The sequence below is a fragment of the Pseudomonas sp. N40(2020) genome, assembly GCF_014472415.1.
GTDB lineage: Bacteria > Pseudomonadota > Gammaproteobacteria > Pseudomonadales > Pseudomonadaceae > Aquipseudomonas.
The window spans coordinates 1-16,797 of sequence record NZ_JACSZV010000029.1 but is presented as its reverse complement, the minus strand read 5'-3'; the positions used below and the strand labels follow the sequence as shown (position 1 = coordinate 16,797).

Here is a 16,797-nt window from a genome sequence, read left to right as displayed (position 1 = left end):
GGATGACATCAAAAGCCCCTCACCCTAGCCCTCTCCCGGGGGGAGAGGGAACTGATTCGGGGATATTGAAGATCTATACCGACTTGAACGTACCTCTGTGAATCCGTAATCGACAAAGATCTTTCAGGTCGATGTAACTCGCAAGGCACCTCGGTCGGCCCCCTCTCCCTCCGGGAGAGGGCTGGGGTGAGGGTTGGCGTCATTGCGCCACGCACTTGGGCTCATCCCCGTCCAGCGCCTGAACGCTCGGCGAAAGCTGCGCACATCGCTGTAACCGACCTCTTCGGTAATGCGCTCGATCGGCATGTCGGGATTGGCCAGCAGACTCATCGTCCGCGCCTGGCGCACTTGTTCCAGCAACGCCTCAAAGGTCAACGAATGTTCGGTCAGGCGCCGGCGCAAGGTGCGGCTGCTCATGTTCAGGTCGCCGGCAATCTTCTCGATATGACTGCCCCGGCTCAGATCCCGGGCAATCGCCCGCTCCACTGCTTGAATCAGGTCAAGCTTCTGGTGCACCTGCGCCGCTTCCAGCTCCAGCAAGGCCAACGCCTGACGCAACGCCAGCGAATGATGATTGGGCAGGCTCACGTCCAGCCATCGCACATCAATCAGCATGCGATTGTGCAGGCAACCGAAGCGCACCTGCGGGCCGAGCAAACGGTGATATTCGCTGAGGTAATCCGGCGTGGCATGCACGAATTCCACGGCTATCGGCTTGAAATCGGCACCGGCCAACGCCCGCCCGTACACCAGCAGACTGGCGAAAAACTCCTCGACCGCGAACACCTGTACATCGGCGAACGGCAAGCGGCATTCGGCATCCAGATGCACGTGCTCGCCGACCACATCGACGCTGGAAACCACAATCCCGCCGGTGGTGTGCTGATGGCGAATGCCCAGAGCAAAGGCATCGCGCAGGGTCTTGCACAGCGACAGCACATGGCCGAGCAAACCGAGCGTGCCGAGAACATTCTGTGCCCCGACCCACAAACCCAGGCCCTGATTGGGCAGCACTTTGAGCGCACGCTGAATCATCGCCACTGCCTGCCGATAGGAAATCCGCTGCGTCGGGTCCTGCAAATCTTCGAGGGTAAATCCCAGGCCACGACACAGGCTCTCAGCCTCGACGCCCTTGCTCTGCGCGACTTCGGCGAGGGTTTGCAGAAGAAACGGCGAGACCAGCGCCAGTTCAAAGGTCGGGTCTTGGACTTTTACGTTCATGGGGGCTAGACATTCCGGAGCACGCTTGATTGTTATTTTTGTTACCGGTTATGTCGAAGGAAGTTAGCACAGGGTTTGCCGACTGTCCGCAGAAGCCCCCCTCAGTGTCCGCCAATACCCTGCCCCGTCGGGCGCCAAGCGCTTATTTCTAGTGTGCCGGGCGTTCTGCGTGCCGGCGTTGCGCCCCACCACAATAATAATGAGGACGGATATGCACCCGAATCGCGCGACATTGCCCTTGCGCCTGGCCCTGACTTTGCTTGGCTGCGCCGCAACCCTGCCAGCCCTGGCCACCGAAGCCGGCGTCGACAACATCGGCACCGGCACCGACGGCTTTTTTATGCTGCCGATGGAGGTCGACAGCCTTCCTGAGAACATGGTCGCGTTTAACCTCTACTACAACCATTACAAGGCGCGAAAGCTCAACATCAGCTCGCTCGGCGGCAAGGTGCCCAATGTCGAGATCGAGTCTACGGCGGTGATCCCGCGCATCGACTATCTGAGTCCGGTGCGCGTATTCGGCGGACGCCTGGCCGGCTATATCGCCCAGCCGTGGCTGAAGCAGGAAGTCTCGGTGTTCGGCTTGAGCGACACCCGCGAAGGCATGGGCGACACCACCATCGCACCGATCATTCTGTGGGACATGGGCAAGAATCTGACCCTCGGCGCGGCCGTGGAAATCACCGTGCCCACCGGTGAATACAGCGTCGATCGGCTGGCCAACACCAGCAACAATTTTTACACCTATAAACCGCTGTTCTCCTTCACCTGGCTGCCAACGGACAGGACCGAGGTCTCGATGAAGACCACCTACAGCTTCAACGAGAAGAACAAGGACACCGATTACAAATCCGGGCAGATCTTCCACTTCGATTATTCGGCCAGTTACAAGCTCACCGACGACCTGATGCTCGGCATCAATGGCTACTACCTCAGGCAAACCACCGACGACAAACAGTTCGGCCACACTGTGCAGTTCGCCGGCGAAGACGTGAACGACGGTGTGCGCGGCAAGGTATTCGCGATTGGCCCGGCGCTGCACTTCACCTTCCTCAAATACGCCAGCGCGGAGATTCGCTGGGCCAAGGAGTTTGACGTGGAAAATCGGCCTGAGGGCGAGATGCTCTGGGCCAAAGTCAGCATCCCTTACGCCTTTTGATCGACAACGCCCCCCTGTAGGAGCTGCCGAAGGCTGCGATCTTTTGATCCTCAAAAGCAAGATCAAAAGATCGCAGCCTTCGGCAGCTCCTACAGGTAGCAAGAAAAAAAAAGGGCGACCACTGGCCGCCCAAACGTACTACACGAGAGTCTTTTACAAGGTCAGTTGCCCACGCTCCTCCTCGGTCAACTGCTGTTTCGCCTGTTCATCCAGCGCCCCTGCCCCCAGCACTTGCACCGGACTGTTCGGGTTGTAACCCGGCGCCTGTGTGCGGCTGGCGCCATCGCGGGACGGGGCGAGTTGTTCGTTGCCGAAACTCAACACCTGCACGGTGAATACCGACGCCTGGTTCTGCCGCGCTGCCGCTTGTTGCTGACGCGCGACATCTTCGGCAGCCTGGGTGGCGGACGATGCGGCGGAACTGGCCGAGGTGATCGCGCCAGTGTTGACCGCCGAAACCACCGGCACGCCGGTCGCCTTGCCCTGCACTGAGATGTTGGCGGCGTTGACCACCGTCAGGGCGGCGATGTTGACGTTGCCCGACACACGAATGCCCGCCTCGCCCGCATCGATGGTGCCCAACGGCGCGATCAGATCGATGTCGCCCGGCTTCACTTCCGCAATCGGATTAAGCGTGGCGATACCGGCACCGGTGCTCGGCACCGACGGCGACAGCGACACGTTGCCCCAGGTGTCGTAAACGCGTTTTGGCGGTGTGTAGACCACAGTGGTTTTCGAGCCGCGACCGGCGTTGATATCACCCTCGGCCGACCAACCGAGAATCGAGCCGCCGAAGGTGGTCATGATCCGGCTCTGGCCAAGCAAAATGCTGCCCTGCGAGTAGAGCTGAATATTGCCCGAACCCTGCGTGATGATCCCCGCCGTCGAGGGCGGCGCCGCGCCTTCGATGCCGAACACCTGACCACCGCCCGGCGTAAGCATCTGGATGTCGCCGCCGAACAGGGTCTTGACCCCGGCGCCGCCGTACAGGGTGATATCGCCGTCGTAGCGGATCGGATTGCCCGCCACATCAACCGTCGGGAACAACGACGCAATGGCGTTGCGACCACGCAGATAACTGCCCTGACGCGGCCCATCGACATCGTTGTATTCCAGGCCACCGGCACGCAGTTCGGCGAAGTACACCTGGCGGGCGAAGATCGCCTGCTCGGCGCTCGGCAGTGCGGCGAAGAAGGCTTGCGCCTGTTCTGCGTCACCACTGAAGTCGTAGCCGAGGGTCAGCCAGCTCTGCAATTCGTCCACGTAGGTCTTGATCACTTTGCCCGGTTGAGCGCTCAACGAGGTATCCGGATTGGCGAGATTCTGCGTGTTCAGATACCGGGCGATGAAGCGCGAATAGTCCGGACCTTGTGCGCCCGCGCCAGCCTGCAACACCACGCTCGCACCCGGCCGGTTATCCCCCGCCACCACCGGCCCTATGCTGTTGATGCTGGCGCGATTATCCATAAGGATGTTGCGCCCGGCATTCACGTCCAGAACCCCTGGCCCCGCGATGTCGAAATTGCTGTAAAGGATGTCGCGCCCGGCCGAAACCCGAGAGACATCGCTTGGCCGACTGTGCACGAACAGATTGCCGGTAGACTGGATCTGTTCGTTGTTGCGCCCCATGCCCCCGGTGGGCGCAAACGTGGGTTGCCCCAAGTTGGTACCGGACGCCACGATGTCGCGCCCCGCCACCATCCAGACCGGGCCTGCCGATTCATACCAGGTGCGTTTCGTGGTCGCGAACGCCAGCGTTTCACCCGTGCGAATACCCACCAGATCACCGGTCAAGGCATAGAAGCGCGCCGGCCCCTGAACACTGCTCAAACCCGAGTAGCTATCGGGACCAAAAGCAAAGAGTGGATAGCGCGAATTGGTCTCCGCCAGCACACCGTCACTGCCGGCGTTGGTCATGATCGGGCGACTGAATGTGTTGTTGCCGTAGCCATTGAACGCAGGCGTAAACGGTGTGGCGAGCGCCGATGGGCTGGCACCCGACTGGTTGATGGCGTAGCCCCCGGCATAGATCGAATCACCGGCGATCAGTTCGAGCTGCCCCGCGTTCGAAGGCGCCAGCAGCAGCGAATAGGTCAAGGCCGGTGCTGCGTTGCCTACACCGTAAGCCGCTGACGGCCCGAGATAAATCGAACCCTGGCCAGCGACGGCGCGCAGTATCGACGGGATCACGTAGCGATCATCGGTGGGCGAAGTGTTAAGCCCGGCGACAGGACCCTGCCCAGTGGTTTCCAGCAACTGGGTGTTCGGCGTCAGGTTGCCGCCCGCCGAGAACAAATCGATGGCGGTGTGATCGGTCCACAGCGAAAAACCAGTCAAGCCGCCACCGGCGTGGTAAACGCCATCGGCCGTGGTAAACGGTGTGGAGTTCTGCAAACGCACACGGCCTGGGTCAGTCGCACCACCCAGTACCAGATCACCTCGGGTATTGAGGCGCATGCCCGAGTCGCCGGGAATCAGCACCACCCCGCCACTGGCATTACTGGCCGTCGAATTGAACGGATCGAAGGCACGCGTTTCCCGTGGATCGTGAAACAGCGCGGACGCGCCGTACTGCAGATTGATCCCGCCCAATGCGGCGCCCGCCAGTTGTGCCGCACCGCGCAGGTTGATGATCGCGCCCTGCAAGTCATGCGTCGGCGTGCCGCTGCCCGACAGGCCGGCACGTGCTTGCAGAGAGGGATTGAGGGTGCCACCCAGACGAATATCCAGATCGCCGCCGCCGGTCAGTTGCAGGTTGCCGTCGCTGTCCACGCGCCCCGTGCTGCCGACAGCCACGATCAAACCCTGACTGCGAGGGTACGACGCATACTTGTCGTCCCCCATGGCCTTGAGCATGCCGGCATCCCCGGCGGCACTCAGGCTGAGGTTACCGCCGCCCAACGTGCCGAATCCGGTAAAGCCCACCAGATACGGTTTGCTTTCCACGCCCTGTTCTGGCAATGGCTGCGCTGCGTAGCTGCCGAAATTGATCCACCAGGCCGTCGGCACATCGTTGTTGCCGGTGCCCTGGCGCCACAGCCAATTGCCCACCGCGACGCTTGGAACCTGCTCACGGGTACCGTCGCCCGTGCCGACCGCACGACGACCGAGCACATCACCGGACACCGACCCGCCGGCATTGATCGTCAGATTACCGCCCATCTGCGGATACCAGGCCTGGTAAAGGCTGGCAGTGCCGCCATCGACCCATTTTTCGGCATCGCTGCCGGCGCTGCCCAACACCGAACCATCAGCCGACAAGCGCCCTCGCGCCTGGTTGTAACGCGCATCGACGTTGCTCGATTGAGTGCCGGCGGTGTACACGCCAAAAGGTGAAGCCATGCTCACGTTACCGGCAGCCATCAGATCCAAGTCGCCGGTGCCGGTGCGCAAAACGCTGAACATCTGCGTATGGGCTTCGGCGCTCTTGCGGGGATTGTTTTCAATGCACAGCGCCGGATCGATGGTGCACCAGAACAATTCGTCATCGTTCATCGGCGTGTAATCCGGCATGCCCATCCAGTTACCCGGCGCCCACACCGTGCGCGCCATCGGCGCACAGGAGGCTGGCGCGATGTCACAGAGCACGAGGTATTCCTCGGGAACCGGCTCGTACGGTGTAAAGCCATACTCGTTACCCACGGCCCAGACCAGTTTGCCGGCCACCTCGACCATGGTCAGACCGTAATGGGTGTCCGCCAACTGCAAATGACCGGCGCTGGCCTGAGGCCTCACGGAACGGCTATCGGCCGCCGTGAGATCAGCCCCTGCCACCATGCGCATCGACCACGACGCACTGCCTGCCGGCAACATGCTGGCGATGGCCCAGTTGCGACCTTGTTGTGTGCCGTTGGAGGGACGCAGATCCAGGAACACAGTGCCATCTGCCAGCTTCACATCGGTCATGGAGGGAATCAGCGAACCACGCAACAGCTCCAGCGTGGTGCTCAGCATGACACCGACCGTTTTATTGTCGGCATCGACAGCGCCCGGCAGCGGCACGCCTTTGGGCCAGAGCAGGGCCTGCAATGCGGTGGCGTTGTTCAGGCGGATACCCGCGCCCAAACGACTGCCGGCCGGCAGGGTCACACCGCTGTCGAGCAACGTGCCGGCGGCATACAGCAGATTGCCCGCCGCGTCATGCACATCACCGGCCAGCACGGTTCCGGCCAGAAGCGTATAGGCTGCGGCCAGCGTGCCCTGTGCGGGTAACACCGTGCCCGCTGCCAGCGTGGCGGCCTGAATCGGCAAGTCGTAGTTCAAGGTGGCGCCGACCGGGAAAAGCGTACCAGGGGCAAGACTGACCCCGGCGCCCGGCACGATGAGATCACCACCGAACGGCTGTATCCCCGGCACCAGTTTCCAGCCGGCGTCGTCCACGGTTTCCGGCGGCGGCGCGAAACCGTCGTTGATGCTGCCGTAGATATCGAGGTTGCCGCCGGCACGAATCAACAGACTGCCCGCTTCGCCGCTGCCATACACCGAGGTGCGGCGAGTGTGCGGGTTGAGGCTGGCATAACGGTAGCCGGACAAGTCGAGGTCGCCCTGCACCACCAGATCACCCTCGGCGGTTTTGCTGACGATTTCGACACCCGGGCGCAAGTGAAACACATCCGTATAGGCCGCATTGTTGAGGCCGGCCAGTTTGCGTTGCAGCAGATCACTGTTGTTCAGCGCCGCATTGATAAAGCCGTCGCTGTCCGTGTGAATGCGGTCCAGGTAGGCCTGATCGATCACTTGATACGGACGACCGCTGGCCGCCGGGTCGGTGCCGTCGGCGGCATCGCTGTAGCGACGCACGGCGTTCAGCCCGATAGAGCGGGCACCTTGAATATTGACGGCACCGCTGGCATCGATGGCAATGTCATTGCCACCCAGGCGTGGTGCATTCAGTTCCAGCGTTCCCCGCGGCAAGCCATCGCGTTGTCCCGCCAGGTTTCCAGCCAGCGCATCGGTGCCGTGGCGCAGGTCGATTCGTGCGCCGGCCGCCAATGTCAGCACGCCATCACCGGAATTGAGTTCGACCATGGCCCGGTTCGGGGCGTCGATGATCTTGCCGTAGCTGTCGACACGCAGTACGCGGCCATGGGCATCCAGCACCGCGTTGCCCGTCAGGCTCAAACCGTTTTTGCCGGCCAGGCGAATGCTGCCGACCCGCTCGCCACTGGCATCGATCAGCCCGGCCACGGTCAGGCTACCGCTGTCCACCGAGACATTGACCTCGCCTGCTTTGAGCTCGTTACCGATGACCAGATCACCCTGCTTGAACTGAAAGCTGCGACTGCCGGTCACCCCTCCCGAATTAAGGCGCTGGTTGAGGCTGGCAAAGGCCGGGCTCAACTCGCCGTCCAGGCGCTGGGCACGAATGTCCACACCCCCGGCCTTGTACGGTACCCACGTGCCGCCGGCATCGTAATAGCCGCTGCTGGTGCCGACGATCTGCCCTTGCAGATCAACCTGTCCGGCGCCGCTGGCCAGGGCCACAACGCTCAATTGACCGGCCTGATTATTGACGGCCGACAGATCGATTCGCGAACCGGCCGACTGACGAATATTGCCGTTGTTGCTGTGCAACGACACATCGCCGCCCCAACTGTATTTCTTCACATCGTTGAACGGCAGAACCCGACCCGCCATGTCCACCTGCGCGCCGTCGCCAAGGATCAGATCATCCTCGGCATTGACCAGCAGTTTGCCGCTGGCCAGGACGATGCGGCTGTCGAGCACGACGCTGCGTGCCGTCAGACTCAGTTGCGCACCGAGGGCATCCGCCGCGGCCGTTGTCGCGGTGCCGCTCAGGGTCAGGAGGTTGCCGGCCTTGAGTTCACTGACCGAGGCGGCTTCCCCGGTCAACAGTGGCGTGCGCAGATTGAGATTGCCGCCGCTGTAGCTAAAACCCGTGACCGCGTCGTAAGCCCCTTGGGACTCGTACACCGCCAGGCTGCCCTTGTGGTTGGCGGTGATGCGCTCGCTGGCATTGAGGTTGACGTTGGCAAAACCCAGGGTCAGGCGGTTGTTGAGATCCAGCCCGTTAGGTTGCGGATTCGGGCCATAACCCAGTTCGATCCGCTGCGCTTGAATGTCCAGCGTGCCGTGCCCGTTACCGGCGCCATCCGTGACCACCGTTCCCGGAGCCTGAGTCGCCCCGTTCCAGATCAGATTCCGGGTGCGGATCGTCGCCACGTCACTGGCCGCGCCCGAACCGTAAATGGCCGGGGTGCCCAGCACCAGATTCTGCAAGCGGCTCTCGCCGGTCTGTGGGTCGAGTGTGTCGAGGGTAACGCTGCCGAAAAAGTTGAACGCATCGCGGGCCACCAGATTCAGGGTTTCCAGGGCCGGTGCGCCAAATTGCGTGTCGCCCTGCAACAGCCGATCCAGCACGTTCTGGTTAAGCGTCAGGCCCGCCGGCATACGGCCGCTGGCCGCTGCCAGTGCTTGCGTACTGCCGGCATTGACCACGCCAACCGACAGTCCGAGTTGGCGGGTGCCGAAGCGCACGCTCTCGCCCAGTTCGAAGTCTTTGTCGGTGGCGGCGATGATGCTGCCGTTGGAGTACAGCAACGCCGGGGCGGTGCACTCAGCCGTCGGACAGTTGCCGATACGAATGCTGCCACCTCCGCCCCCGGCAGGCGCAAGCACCGGCGTCCAACCGTTGGAGACCACCAGCAGACTGGAACGCTCCGGTACATAGACGAAACCGGCCGCCGCATCGTACGGGACGGCACCTCGTCCCAAGGTATTGATGCCCGCTCCCGCATCAATGGTGATGCCGCCACTCTCGCTGTTGGTGCTCAAAACAACTTCCGGCGCTGACAGGATCGCGCCCTCCCGCAGGCGGATGGCGGAGGTATTGCTGAGCACCTTGATCGAGCTGCCCTCCGAACCGTAATACACGGTCGGGGTGCCACCGATGGTCAGACGTCCGGCATTCAACCCGTTGAGGGTGTCGGCGTACAGCGATACACCGGCGAACCCCGCCGTTCGCGTATGCCCGGCGCCGAGAATCTCGAACTCACCGCCGGTATAACCGCCCTGGACAACCGCAGTGCCGATGACCCCGCCGTCGGCAGGCTTGAACAGCACTTGCCCGTTGAAGTCCAGTGCCGAGTCATGGTCGCCACCGCTGACCATGCGCAGGTGCAGCGTGTTGCCGTCCAGCGGGGTGCGGGCGCGCGGCAGACCGCGTCGCGCAGCATCGTTGAGCACAAATTGGGTGAACCCGGTTTCGTTGTACTGCGAATAGCGCCGCAGGACATCGGCCGACGTCACAGTCACCTGGCTGGGCAGGCTGTCGCGAATACCCGTGTTGGCAATCGACATCTGCCCGGCCGTGGTCCACGAACCATTGCGCAACTTCAACGCACTGCCCATGGGACCGGCAATCGCCTGACCATTGATTTCGACCCGGAAGGCACCGGGTAACAAGGCAAAGGTCGATGGCAACAAGGTGTAGGTGCCTGGCGCCAGCCCTGCGATACCCGCCCCGAGAGTGATTTGCTGGCCGATACGCGGATCGACTGCACCGGCCTCGGCCAGCATCGGCGCGTAGCGGCTCTGGTCACCCGCGACGATCGCATACACCGGGTTGCTCGCCAGCCCCGGCAGACTGAAGGTGCCATCGGTGGCATTGCGTACCAGCGGATTGAAACGCGCGTCGGTAGAGCCGCCTCGCCCGGAAACAAAACCGGCCCCGCGCAAATCGCCGCCACCCGAAAGATCGATCAGCGCTCCGGCCTGCACATCGGTGTATTGCGCATCGAGTATGACCCCGGAGGCCGCACCGGCGATGCCATTCAGAATCACCGACTTGCCGTTGTATTGATAGTCGATGCCGTCGGTGGTGCCACCATAAGGCATGACCAGTCCGGCGGCGCTGACAGACGTCACGCTCCCCGGCAGCAGATGAAGCTCACGGGTTTTGACAAGGATGTCGTCACCCAAGGAGATCAACCCCAAAGGCGCACGAATGACGCCACCCTGCTCGATCTGACCTGCACTGAGTGTCAGGCTGCCGAACACCGAATAAGGCAGTGTGGTCGGCGCTGGCCCTTGGCTGCCGATACGCAACGTATGCTCCGGCACCGATCCGGCCTGACTCTGATAGCCCACTCGCACTTCAGCCGAGACCCCGCTGGCCGGGTAGATTTGCGCAGCCCGCAACTGCATGTCACCCGGAGTCCACAGACGGCTTCGCTGCTGTTCATCGGTCGGCGCGAGGAATCGCATATCACCCTGGCTGTCGAGCGTCACCAGACCAAAGCCACTTCGGCTGACCGCAAGCGCGGGTGCGCCCGATTGCACGAGGGTCCCCTCGGTACCGAATGAAAGCGAGTTGCCCAGGTCCAGCAGGTTCGCGCTGGCATTGAATTGCGCGCTGGACAAGTGCGCGGTCGGGTTGCTCAGGACCCGTGGACGAATCTTGGCGTCCGAACTCAGGTAAGTGCCCGGCCCTGACAGGCGCAGATAAGGTGCGCTGAGATTGATCCGGGCGCTGTCTTTCGCCGACTCGGCCAGGGACAGGGAACCGGCGAACAGACTCAGGCTCTGCCCCATGTGCAGGTCGACATCGCCATCGAATGTCATCAGTCCATTGCTCAGCAGACTCACGCTATCGAAGCCGCCGCTCATCAACTGATCAGCACTCAAGCGCGTACGTCCGTAGCGCAAAAGTGGCGAGGCTTGCCCCGCTTGCAGCGCCTGCGGCAGTGCCTGTGCCGGCCCTTGGCCGATGATCAGTTCCCGTGGCACCCGTACCGCATTGCTCAAGTTCGCAGCACCGTACGCCGGTGTATCCAGAGCAATCTCCAGACGCCCGCCCGCCGCCCCTGCACCACCGGCATTGGCCTGCAGGCTGCCCTCGATGAACAGGCCATTGTAGGAACTCAGGGCGATCCGGCCGCCATCGGTGGCTACGCGAGCGGGACCTTGTCCGCCGTTGTCGAGGACGGCTTGCGTACCGGATGCGTCCAGGCGCGCACCCTGACGGACGATGACATAAGCGTCGGCGGCGGTCGCAGTGATCTTCTTCGCATCAATCTCGCCACCGAGGATGATCGAGCCACCCTTGCCGACCTGGCCGTAGACGCGGCCCAGCGCATCAACAGCAGTCGCTGCCCGGCCGGCCACGTCGAGCACGGCATGTTCACCGATCCAGATAGAACGGTTGTGTGCCGTCGGATCGGCCTCCTGCAAGGACGTCGCCACATCAATCGAACCGAATTGCTGTTGACGGATATCGATGGCGCCGCCCCAGGCGTTGAGTTCCCCGTCAACCGTGATCTGACCGGCCCCGCGCACGCTGATGCGCTGGCCGGGATCGACGCTGATACGTGCGCCCTCGCCAATCGACAACGGGCTGTTGGCGGGATCAATCAAGCCCACTAGCGTCCCGCCTGCCTGTAAGGCGACAGAAGCGCCGGCCCTTTGCGTCAATACGCCCTTGAGCGGGTTTTCCTGGAACAGCGAAGGCGTCCACAGCTCAAGCGCCGTGCGCGGCGACGTACCGGAGGCAAGGGTCGAGACGGATTCGCCGAATCGATAGACCGGCATCAGCACATCGACGGCAGTTTGATCGGCCACTTCCAGGCCCTTCAGACCGATGATGTTGTAAGCGCTGAACCCCGTGCGGAACAGCTCCGGAGTCAGACGCAAGGTCTGTTCATCGGTAACGTTGCCGGAGGACCCGATCAGGACCTTGTTGGCCTGCACGGTCAGCGTACCGCCGCCACTCACGCCATAACCCTGCACATCGCCATCGAGCACCATGCGTGACTGGCCGGGCGCACTGTTGGCGCTGGCTTCCAGGGTCACGTCGCCGCCCTTGCCGCCCCGTGTCTTGCCGTTGGCCAAGACAGCGCCGCCCGAGGTGACATCGACCAGACTGCCGCCGGCCAACTGAATGTCGCCGCTGCTGCGGATCGACACCGTCCCGCCATTGAGGTAGGCCAGGCTGGCAGCGTCGTCCGGGCTACTCAACAGGTTGCTCCACAGGCCGCGAGTCTGTAGCTGCACACCTTGCGCAACCGTGACGCGAGCCTGCTGGCCTGCTGGCACCTGGAGAGCGGTGTCATCACGCCGATCCGTGGCGAGCTGGTTCAAAACGTTGCCCAGATGCAGGCTGCCGCCCTGCGCAACCAGATCGGCATTGATCTGCACGTCAGGGCTGAACAGGGTGATGTCTGCCCCGTGATCCACCGTCACGCCGTCATTGACTTCAATCGTGTTTTTGGCCGAGATCTTCAGCGCCCCCAGCTGGAAACCATTGAGCAGCCCGGCATCGAGAAACAGTTTGCCCTGACGCTCTTCAGCAACCGCGTCTGTCAGCCCTGCGCTCACAGCGCTGGCACGCTCGCCACCCACCTGCACCTGATCGAGCAACGGGTTGAGTTGATAGAGCACGCCCGCACTGGCGGCAACATAAGCGGCGTCGTAACTGCCAATGACCAACTGCCCGCGCCGCGCCCGGGCGGTCTGGGCCTGGGCATAACCGTCCAGGCCTGCGCGCGGTGCCTGGTTCTGCCGTTCGCCCTGAAACACCTCACCCAACAACTGGCCGTCCAGCACGGCGTTGCTCGTGGCGATCACCAACTGTCCGGCGTCACGGCCCACGGTGTACCCGGCTTCCTGACGACGTGTCGGCGCGATCAGCGGACTATAGAAATATTCAGTCTGGCCCCAGCGCTCGCTGTGACTTTCGTAACCTTTGTAAAGACCGCTGTAGAGAATATCGCCCGGCGCACGCGACACTTCGTATAACCGCCCGTCCGTACCGCGCAGCCAACTCTGGCGAATCTCGCCGCCTTGCACATCAAGGGTGCCGCCGGACACATTGATCAGCGAACCTTTTTCGCTGATCACGTCATTCCCGGAAAAACGCACCTCGCCGCCCTGAGCCATCCATTCACCGATGCCATGGCCCTGAGTGCCAAGGTATCCACCGACCTCCAACAAGCCACCGGCGGTGTACCAGCGGTCGGTAGCGTAACCGTTGGTGCCGGCCGGCACGAACACCAGTTCGCGGACATCGACCCAGATATCGTTACTGTTGAGCGCACCCTTCTCGCGATTGACCGGCGCATCACGCTGCTCGTTGCCCTGTACATTGATCTTGATGTTGTTGGCGTCCATGGCCACTTTCACGCCCAGCGCGCCGGACACGTCGATCACCGCCCCCTCTCGCAACAGACTACGTCGTCCGGCGGCGACCGCCACCTGCCCGCCTGTGGCGAGCGTGATCGAGCCGCTTTTGAATTCGACGGTGCCGCCACTGCCGATATCAATCCGCGACTGGTCGCTGCGAATCCGGTTATTGGCGTTCACACCGATCAACGCCGCCTCGCGCTGACTGTCCAGGGCAGTCAGATCGCTGCTGTCGAGCAAGATCGCACTGACGCTGCCTTCACCCAGCGTCACACTGCCTTGAGCATCGCTGGCTGGATTGAGCAAATGCACGGTGCCGCGCGTCGCGACCGAGGTGCTCGCCAACAGCACGCCGTTCTGCCGAACGTCGCGGCCGGTCAGGGTGATATCGCCGGTAGACGCCTGAATCAGACCGGTGTTGCTGACCTTGCCAGTGCTGTCAGCCTTGAAACCGGGAATGACTTCGCTGCCCAAAGTGGTGGAATAACCATTGCCTTCGGTGCCCGAGCCCTTGCGGATGTAGAAACGGTCGCCCGCGCCCAGCACTGACTGACCTTTGGCCGTGCTGATAGAACCGTCGTTGTGCACTTCCTGGCCAAGCAACAAGGTGTAGCCACCGGAGTCGGTCGAGAGCGCAGGTTGATGCGTTTGTATCGACGCGCCACGCTCCACCAGGACATTGCCAGCGGCGTCGGTAAACGTCGGCTGACTGCCGGTGCTGTCGAAATACAGACCCCGATCGCGAAACTGTGCATCGCTCATGTTCGCGGCTGCCGCCACCAGATTGCGCACATTGACCTGACTGCTGCCGCTAAACACGATGCCGTTGCGGTTGATCAGCATCACCGTGCCGTCCGCTTTGATCTGCCCCTGAATCTGGCTGGGCCGTGCGCCCGGATCGTTGACGCGGTTGAGCACCGCCCAGTTGGACTGCTGGGCAAATTCCACCGTGGTATTGCGCCCGACGTTGAAGGTTTCCCAGTTGAGAATCGCCTTGTCGGCGGTCTGCTCGATCTTCACCGTGGTCTTGCCGTCCGCCTGTGTTTGTTGCGGGCCTTTGGCGTTCATCCAACCCTGAGACAGGCTGTTATCGACCTTCAGGCCGCCCTCGCCCAATCCATCCGGGACGACCTGCACGCTGCCCAACGCGGCGGCACGCCCAGCGGCTTGTGCCGCCTGCTGAGCGGCGATCGCCGCCACGGTGTTATTGAGTGTCTGCAAAGAACGCTGCAACTGCTGGCTGGCCCGTTGCTGCTGCGCCAGCGGCGGGGTCATCCCCGGCAGACCGCCCACACCCGGACGCGATGCCGCCGCCTGCTGCGCCGCCCCCTTGGCGGCAAACCAACCGGAACTGAACGCCGTCGCCGCTTCGGCACTGCCCGCCACCAGACACAAGGCGACGGCTTGCGCCAATGGCTTGAGCAGCCACTGTGCGGGATCGCCCACGCCACGTTTGATCGGCTGGATACGGGTACTGCGACGGGAGGTGCGAGCAAGCATCACTACAGGTCCTTTTGGGTGGCAGGTCGGATCAGCCCTGCTGTTACGACATAGGCGGTTGGCGAGCCTCACGACCGAACGGATGTCACACAAACTTCATGATCAAGGTGTAAATCGGCAAAAAAAAGCAGCAGCCCGAAGGCTGCTGCCGTTTTATTGCGCTTGAAACGAGGCTTACTGAGGACGACCAATGCCGTTGCAGGCGTTGGCGTTGTTGATGTTCAGGTTGTTGCCCGAGGTGTTGGTGATGAAGTTGGCGGTCACAGCGGTTTTCCAGTTGTTTGGAACCGGCGTAAAGCTGTGAGCGACGGTGGCAACGTTGTTGCCCGGGTTGCTGTAGTGAGTGGTCAGGAAGGCTTTGACATCAGCGGCCACGGCTGCGTCCTTGTAGCACTGGCCGAAGATGAAGTTGGTGTAAGCCACGATTGGATAACCGCTGGCCGGGTTAGGCACGACTGGCGCCCACTGTGCAGGGTTGGAAGGCGTGGTTGGCAGGGCTGCGGTGCTCAGCGCCAGCGTCACGTTGGCGTTGGTTGGCTGAACGCCATTGATGCGGGCAACCACGGCATTGCTGGTGGCATTCACGCCGTCCGGACCGACATAACCGATGGAACCGTCTACAGCGTTCACGGCAGTCGCCACTTCAGCGGTGTTGGCTACGCCAACCCAAGTCGATGGCAGTGCAGAACCGGCTGGCAGACGAGCGTTGGTGAAGGTGGAGTTGACGGCGAATTTGCCTGGGCAGACGGCATTCAGGTGGCGGCTGAGGATTTCAGTGGTGCCACTGGAAACGCTGCGGTAAACCACACGGATCGGCGTGGTGTCGGCGGTGCCCAGCAAAGTGCCCCAAGTGGTCGCGGTGCCCGAGAGCGCATCGCACAGTTGAGCGCTGGTCAGGTTAAGTGCGGTCTGACCGGTTTTTTTGTAAGGAATGGCAACCGACGTGGCCACCGATGGCAACTGGATCAGCGGACCGTACGAAGTACCGAAGTTGGTGGTGTAGGTGCTCAGTTCCGAAGCGCTGAGGATCGAGTCGCTACCGGCGAAATGCACAGTGCCGGTGGTGCTGAACTGTGCAGCGTTGTTGGTCAGGAAAGCACTTTTGCCGACGCCGCTACCGGTCACGGCGTAGCTGAAGTTGGCAGGCAGGATGCTGTTGGCAGAGCCTTTGTACAGAGCGGCAGGCAGTGAAGCGCCACCACCGGTAACGGCCATGGCTTGAGCGGAGGCCAGAGCGGCGACGGTCAGGGAAGCTGCGATCAGAGTGCGCTTGAACATGAAGAATCTCCTTTTCAACGTTGGTGTTTGAACACAGGTTTTCAGGGAACTTGCATGAAACCGGGAGGACTCACCGGGCCCTCGCTAGCGCTGGCCTTGGTTAAGTCGCACTGAGAAATTCGCAGTTTCCGGTGACAGATAAAGGAAAAAACCTCGGGAGGTGCGCGGTGATTTTCGGGGGGATTTCTCGGGTGTTCAGGGGGATATGCGCAGCGTCTGGATCAGGGCTTTGGCTGAATCGGGCTGGAGCCATTGACGGGTCGTTGCAGATGACAGAAAGGAGAACCCGAGGATGGTTGAGTCAACGGTCGGGTGATGCTGAAGTCCTGGGAAAAAATCTGGATTATTTATTGCCCTGACTGGCCCCATCGCTGCATTGGTATCTACACATCTCTAAAGTCTTCGGCTGGCCACCCAGCCGATGGCTTCTTTAGCGAAACCCGCCAGCTCCTGTGGCGTGTATTGCTCCAGCGTCTCGCACATCGCCAAAAGCATGTACA

Annotated in this window: 4 protein-coding genes; 1 reads left to right on the top strand and 3 read right to left on the bottom strand. The window is 62.1% G+C overall.

Going from position 1 to position 16,797, the window contains the following annotated elements; all coding sequences use genetic code 11:
- Positions 1 to 123: 123 nt before the first annotated feature.
- Positions 124 to 1,221: an AraC family transcriptional regulator gene (locus tag IAI51_RS18470; RefSeq protein WP_187679783.1), complete on the bottom strand. Its 1,098-nt coding sequence runs from the start codon at positions 1,219 to 1,221 to the stop codon at positions 124 to 126.
- 211 nt (positions 1,222 to 1,432) lie between these two features.
- Here IAI51_RS18470 and IAI51_RS18465 point away from each other — a divergent pair, with 211 nt between their 5' ends.
- The gene (locus IAI51_RS18465; protein WP_187679782.1) at positions 1,433 to 2,380 is read left to right on the top strand and encodes a transporter; all 948 of its coding nucleotides are present in this window, start codon (positions 1,433 to 1,435) and stop codon (positions 2,378 to 2,380) included.
- Between the two features lie 153 nt (positions 2,381 to 2,533).
- Here IAI51_RS18465 and IAI51_RS18460 read toward each other — a convergent pair whose 3' ends face one another.
- Positions 2,534 to 15,019, bottom strand: coding sequence for a filamentous haemagglutinin family protein (locus IAI51_RS18460; RefSeq protein ID WP_187679781.1), 12,486 nt, complete (start codon positions 15,017 to 15,019; stop codon positions 2,534 to 2,536).
- Positions 15,020 to 15,193: 174 nt separating this feature from the next.
- Entirely contained in the window at positions 15,194 to 16,297 is a 1,104-nt protein-coding gene (locus tag IAI51_RS18455) for a substrate-binding domain-containing protein (RefSeq protein ID WP_187679780.1), read from the bottom strand.
- Positions 16,298 to 16,797: the final 500 nt, after the last annotated feature.

What these genes read in the sequence shown, in the direction of transcription:
- IAI51_RS18470 (WP_187679783.1), bottom strand. Translation starts at nt 1,221, where the DNA reads ATGAACGTAAAAGTCCAAGACCCGACCTTTGAACTGGCGCTGGTCTCG.
- IAI51_RS18465 (WP_187679782.1), top strand. Translation starts at nt 1,433, where the DNA reads ATGCACCCGAATCGCGCGACATTGCCCTTGCGCCTGGCCCTGACTTTG.
- IAI51_RS18460 (WP_187679781.1), bottom strand. Translation starts at nt 15,019, where the DNA reads ATGCTTGCTCGCACCTCCCGTCGCAGTACCCGTATCCAGCCGATCAAA.
- IAI51_RS18455 (WP_187679780.1), bottom strand. Translation starts at nt 16,297, where the DNA reads ATGTTCAAGCGCACTCTGATCGCAGCTTCCCTGACCGTCGCCGCTCTG.